Genomic DNA, 334 nt, shown 5'->3' with positions numbered 1-334 from the left:
GTAGTCTGCGTCTAATACTTCATCCGCAAACTCTAAGAATGCTTTGAATTTGATTTCTTTGTTACAAAGGATATCTGGGTTCGGTGTACGACCCGCTTTGTATTCTTCCAGAAAGTACTCGAATACATTATCCCAGTACTCTGCTGCAAAGTTGATAGTGTGAAGGTGGATACCTAACTTGTCACATACCGCTTGAGCATCAGCAAGGTCTTCAGCTGCCGTGCAGTATTCTTCGTTATCGTCTTCTTCCCAGTTTTTCATGAAAAGGCCTTCTACCTGATAGCCTTGTTGCTGAAGAAGATACGCCGATACTGACGAATCTACACCGCCGGAC

General features: G+C 44.0%; 1 pseudogene. It reads right to left on the bottom strand.

What is annotated here, in order from left to right:
- A pseudogene (mnmA, locus tag AB4653_RS28985) lies at window positions 1-334 on the bottom strand (tRNA 2-thiouridine(34) synthase MnmA); the annotation flags it as partial.

The organism is Vibrio sp. 10N.222.48.A3, assembly GCF_041475345.1.
In the GTDB taxonomy this organism is placed as follows: domain Bacteria; phylum Pseudomonadota; class Gammaproteobacteria; order Enterobacterales; family Vibrionaceae; genus Vibrio; species Vibrio tasmaniensis_A.
Note: the sequence above shows the minus strand (reverse complement) of the source record. Positions and strands in the feature narration are given on the sequence as shown.